Origin of the sequence: Streptomyces sp. WELS2 (assembly GCF_013870595.1) — a bacterium.
In the GTDB taxonomy this organism is placed as follows: domain Bacteria; phylum Actinomycetota; class Actinomycetes; order Streptomycetales; family Streptomycetaceae; genus Streptomyces.
The window spans coordinates 1-5,336 of sequence record NZ_JACBWZ010000431.1 but is presented as its reverse complement, the minus strand read 5'-3'; the positions used below and the strand labels follow the sequence as shown (position 1 = coordinate 5,336).

Below are 5,336 nucleotides of genomic sequence, written 5' to 3'. Positions count from 1 at the left end.
GGGCACCGGGGTGCCGTCGGGCTCGCTGAGCCGGGCCCGCAGGACCCCGCCCGGGTAACGGCCGGCGACCCGGCGGACGAGTTCCTCGGCGAGGCTGGTGCGGCCGGAGCCGGGGCGGCCGGCGATGAGCAGGACGCGCGCGCGGGGGGCCTTGCGGCCGGAGAGGGTGTCCAGGCCGGCCCGCTCGATGTCGGCGCGCAGTTCCTTCAGCTCCCGGGCCCGGCCCAGGAAACGGTCCTTCGGAGCCGGGGGCGCGGACAGCTCCGCACCGTCTGGGTCCACCGCCTGTTCCGTCACGGGCCACACTCCCGTCCCACCGCACGCGCAAGCCCGCCGGTGTCTTCCGGTACGGGCGTTTGCAGAGCCTAGTTCACGCTCTGCGACGTACCCGGAGGAGCGCGGCGAACGCATCGCCCGATCGGATCAGGCGATGGTCACACCAGTGGTCCTGACGGGTCCGGTCAGTTCCCGAAGGGGCGCGCGGGCCAGGGCGCGTCGGCCGGGCGCAGGGCGTCCAGCCCGTCCCCGCCGCGGGCGGCGACCAGGGAGAGCACACCGACCACGAGGCAGTTGTTGTGCACGTCCCCGGCCAGGATCCGGCGCACGAGTTCGTCGACCGGCACGCGTGCGTGCTCCATGTCGGTCTCCTCGTGCTCGGCCGCGAAGCGCTCCCCGTCGGCCTCGGACAGCTCGCGGGCGAGGAAGATCCGCACGGCCTCGTCGCAGCCGCCGGGGGTGGTGTACACGTCGGCCAGCACCCGCCAGTCCTCGGCCTTGACGTGCGCCTCCTCGTACAGCTCCCGCCGGGCGGCGTGCAGCGGGTTCTCACCGGGCACGTCGAGCAGGCCGGCCGGGATCTCCCACAGCTTGTGCCGCACGGGGTGGCGGTACTGGTTGATCAGCAGGACCCGGTCCTCCTCGTCCAGGGCGAGGACGGCGACCGAGCCGGGGTGGACCTGGTAGTCGCGGCTCACCACCGAGCCGTCGGGCATGACCACCTCGTCGGTGCGGACGGAGGTCTTGTTGCCCGTGAAGGGGGTCTCCGTGGCCCGGATCTCCCACTCCTCGCGGGTGTCCTTGATCGTCATGCCCTGTTCCTTCCGCGTACACACAGTGAAACCGGGGTGCCCACCTCCTGCGAAGGTACGCACCCCGGCCACCGTACAACCGGCGTGTTACTTGGAGTTCTTCCGCTCGACGGCCGCCTTCACCAGACCGGCGAACAGCGGGTGCGGACGGGTCGGCCGGGAGCGCAGCTCCGGGTGGGCCTGGGTGGCGACGAGGTACGGGTGGACGTCGCGCGGGTACTCCACGTACTCCACGAGCTTGCCGTCGGGGGAGGTGCCGGAGAAGACGATGCCGGCCTTCTTCTCCAGTTCCGCGCGGTAGGCGTTGTTGACCTCGTAGCGGTGGCGGTGGCGCTCCTCCACGTACTCCTTGCCGTCGTAGACCTCGCGGACGATGGAGCCCTCGGCGAGCTTGGCCGGGTACATGCCGAGCCGCATCGTGCCGCCCATGTCGCCCTCGCCGGCGACGATGTCCATCTGCTCGGCCATGGTGGAGATCACCGGGTGGGAGGTGGCCGGGTCGAACTCGGTGGAGTTGGCGTCGGGGATGTCGGCCAGGTTGCGGGCGGCCTCGATCACGATGCACTGCAGGCCCAGGCACAGGCCGAGCAGCGGGATCTTGTTCTCCCGGGCGTAGCGGATCGCGCCGACCTTGCCCAGCACACCGCGGTCGCCGAAGCCGCCGGGGATGCAGATGCCGTCGACGCCCGCCAGCTGGGCCTTGGCCCCGGCCGGGGTCTTGCAGTCGTCGGAGGTGACCCACTTGATCTTCACCCGGGCGCGGTTGGCGAAGCCGCCCGCGCGCAGCGCCTCGGTGACCGACAGATAGGCGTCGGGCAGGTCGATGTACTTGCCGACCAGGGCGAGGGTGACCTCGTGCTCGGGGTTGTGGACGCGGTCGAGCAGGTCGTCCCAGGTGGTCCAGTCCACGTCCCGGAACGGCAGGTCGAGCTTGCGCACCACGTAGGCGTCCAGGCCCTCGGTGTGCACGACCTTGGGGATGTCGTAGATCGAGCGGGCGTCGGGGCAGGCGACCACGGCGGCCTCGTCCACGTCGCACATCAGGGAGATCTTCCGCTTGATCGCGGTGGGGACCTCCCGGTCGCAGCGCAGCACGATCGCGTCGGGCTGGATGCCGATGTTGCGCAGCGCGGCCACCGAGTGCTGGGTGGGCTTGGTCTTCAGCTCGCCGGAGGGGCCGATGTAGGGCAGCAGCGAGATGTGCACCACGAAGACGTTGTCCCGGCCGACCTCGTGGCGGACCTGGCGGACGGTCTCCAGGAACGGCAGCGACTCGATGTCGCCGACCGTGCCGCCGACCTCGGTGATGACCACGTCGACCTCGTCGGTGGCCATGCGCCGGATGCGGTGCTTGATCTCGTTGGTGATGTGCGGGATGACCTGCACGGTGTCGCCGAGGTACTCGCCGCGCCGCTCCTTGGCGATCACCGTGGAGTACACCTGGCCGGTGGTGACGTTGGCGGTGCCGTCCAGGTCGCGGTCGAGGAAGCGCTCGTAGTGACCGATGTCCAGGTCGGTCTCGGCGCCGTCGTTGGTGACGAACACCTCACCGTGCTGGAAGGGGTTCATCGTGCCCGGGTCGACGTTCAGGTACGGGTCGAGCTTCTGCATCACGACACGCAGGCCGCGGGCCTTGAGCAGCATGCCCAGGCTGGAGGCGGTCAGACCCTTGCCGAGCGAGGAGGCGACACCCCCGGTGACGAAGATGTGCTTGGTCGTCGTGGATTTGGGCGGCATGGCCAAGAGGGGGCTCCCGTGGTCGCTGGCGGTGAGGCGGTGCGGCTGCCGTCCCGGAGATCTCCGGGGGTGCCGTCGCTGCGGTTCGGGGGGTTTTCTCCCACCGGTCCACGGGCTACCAGCGTATCAGCGCCTGAGCGAGATGGCTTCCGGCCACGCTCCGCACCCGGCCGGGCACAGCGGGAGTACACCGCCGTCACTCTCGCAACTTTCGCACCGGACCGGGCACACGGTCATCACCCGGCGCTCACTCGTTCGGCCCATACGGGTTGCCCGGAGCGGCACCCGGATCATCTGCACGCGTCGTATCCTGCTCGGACACTCACTGCCGAGCCCGGCCGGTAACGACGGCACACCCCCGCCTGCACCAACCCGGAACAACGAGAGCGCGGCAGTTCGTTGAGCAAGGACTGTCGTGTTGCCTCAGGGCTCGGCGGGCTGCTTTGCTTCACCGCTCAACGACACACAACAACGACCCTTGACCGCACTAGCGACAGCCCCCTGCGCGGGGGTGTGACGTGGCCGTTCGACTGGAGTTGCACGTGGCCGGGCGCATCGAAGACTACGCACTCATCGGAGACATGCAGACCGCCGCACTGGTCTGCCGGGACGGCACGGTGGACTGGCTGTGCCTGCCCCGCTTCGACTCGCATGCCATCTTCGCCGGCCTGCTCGGCACCGAGGAGCACGGCTTCTGGCGGCTCGGCCCGGCGCACGCGGCCGACGCCAAGCCGCCCACGGCCGCCCGGCGCGGCTACCGCGGCGACTCGCTGATCCTGGAAACCGAGTGGGACACCCCGCGCGGGACCGTACGCGTGACCGATTTCATGCCCCCGCGTGACGGCGCCCCGCAGCTGATCCGGATCGTGGAGGGCGTCACCGGCCGGGTGCCGATGCGCTCCGCCCTGCGGATGCGGTTCTCCTACGGCCGGGTGGTGCCGTGGGTGCACAAGCACGAGGGCCGCACGGTGGCCGTCGCCGGACCCGACTCGGTGTGGTTCGACACGGAGACCGAGACCTACGGCAAGGCGCTGACGACCTACGCCGACTTCACCGTGGCCCCGGGCGACCGCATCGCCTTCACCATCTCCTGGCAGCCCTCGCACAAGGAGCCGCCGCCGCTGCCGGAGCCGGAGACCTCGCTGGAGGCCACGGAGGACTTCTGGCGCGAGTGGGTCGAGCACTGTACGTACCACGGGCCGTACCGCGAGGCGGTGATCCGTTCGCTGATCACCCTCAAGGCGCTGACCTACGCCCCCACCGGCGGCATCGTCGCCGCCCCGACGACCTCCCTGCCCGAGGACATCGGGGGCGTGCGCAACTGGGACTACCGCTACACCTGGCTCCGGGACGCGGCGATCACCCTGTCCTCGCTGCTGCGCACCGGCTACCGCGAGGAGGCCCGCGCCTGGCGCGAGTGGCTGCTGCGGGCGGTCGCCGGCGACCCGGAGAACCTCCAGATCATGTACGGCATCGCCGGCGAGCGGGAGCTGGGCGAGGCGGAGCTGGACTGGCTGCCGGGCTACGAGAAGTCCGCCCCGGTCCGGGTCGGCAACGGCGCCGCGCACCAGCTCCAGCTGGACGTGTACGGCGAGGTCACCGAGGCCCTGCACCTGGGTCACATGACCGGTCTGGCCCGCAACGACTACGCCTCCCTGCTCCAGCTGAAGCTGATCCGCTACCTGGAGGACCACTGGCAGGAGCCGGACGAGGGCATCTGGGAGGTGCGCGGCCCGCGCCGGCACTTCGTGCACTCCAAGGTGATGGCCTGGGTCGCGGTGGACCGCACCATCAAGCTGATCGAGTCCGGGGACGCGGACGGCCCGCTGGAGCGCTGGCGCGAGCTGCGCGACGACATCCACCGGGACGTGTGCGAGAAGGGCTACGACAAGGAGCGCAACACCTTCACCCAGTCCTACGGCTCGAAGGAGCTGGACGCCTCGCTGCTGCTGATCCCGCAGATGGGCTTCCTGCCGCCGGACGACAAGCGGGTGATCGGCACCATCGAGGCGATCCAGCGCGAGCTGTCCACCCCGGACGGGTTCATCCTGCGCTACCCCACGGAGGGCGCGGACGCGGGCGTCGACGGCCTGCCCGGCGACGAGGGTGCCTTCCTGGCCTGCTCGTTCTGGATGGCGGACGACCTGGCGATGATCGGCCGGGTCGACGAGGCACGCAAGCTGTTCGAGAAGCTCCTCGCGCTGCGCAACGACCTCGGCCTGCTCGCCGAGGAGTGGGACCCGCGGCTGAAGCGGCAGGTGGGGAACTTCCCGCAGGCGTTCAGCCACGTGCCGCTGATCGACACGGCGCTGCGGCTGACCGCGTCCGGCGCGTACGGCGGGTAGCGGCCGTCGGTCGTGGGCGCCGTGGCCGGCCGCGCGGTTCCCCGCGCCCCTTCGGAGCGTGCGCGCCTACGCTGACAGCGTGGCTTTCTCCACGGCGCACTCGGCACTCACCGCCCTCCGCGAGGATCTGTCCGGCGAGGTGTTCGCCCCGTGGGACCCCGGCTAC

Annotated in this window: 3 protein-coding genes and 1 pseudogene; 1 reads left to right on the top strand and 3 read right to left on the bottom strand. The window is 70.7% G+C overall.

Translation table 11 applies throughout. The features are described from left to right. The 3 genes and pseudogenes from H5J33_RS22470 to H5J33_RS22460 all read right to left on the bottom strand — a co-directional run. Positions 1 to 297, bottom strand: a pseudogene (locus H5J33_RS22470) (hypothetical protein); the annotation flags it as partial. Positions 298 to 461: 164 nt separating this feature from the next. After that, positions 462 to 1,088, bottom strand: a complete 627-nt coding sequence (locus H5J33_RS22465; RefSeq protein ID WP_181796714.1) for an NUDIX hydrolase — start codon at positions 1,086 to 1,088, stop codon at positions 462 to 464. Between the two features lie 87 nt (positions 1,089 to 1,175). Continuing rightward, positions 1,176 to 2,825 carry a CTP synthase gene (locus H5J33_RS22460; protein ID WP_181796713.1) on the bottom strand — a complete coding sequence of 550 codons (1,650 nt, stop codon included), beginning with the start codon at positions 2,823 to 2,825 and terminating at the stop codon, positions 1,176 to 1,178. Between the two features lie 542 nt (positions 2,826 to 3,367). Here H5J33_RS22460 and H5J33_RS22455 point away from each other — a divergent pair. Then, positions 3,368 to 5,170: a glycoside hydrolase family 15 protein gene (locus H5J33_RS22455; protein WP_181796715.1), complete on the top strand. Its 1,803-nt coding sequence runs from the start codon at positions 3,368 to 3,370 to the stop codon at positions 5,168 to 5,170. Positions 5,171 to 5,336 lie beyond the last annotated feature (166 nt).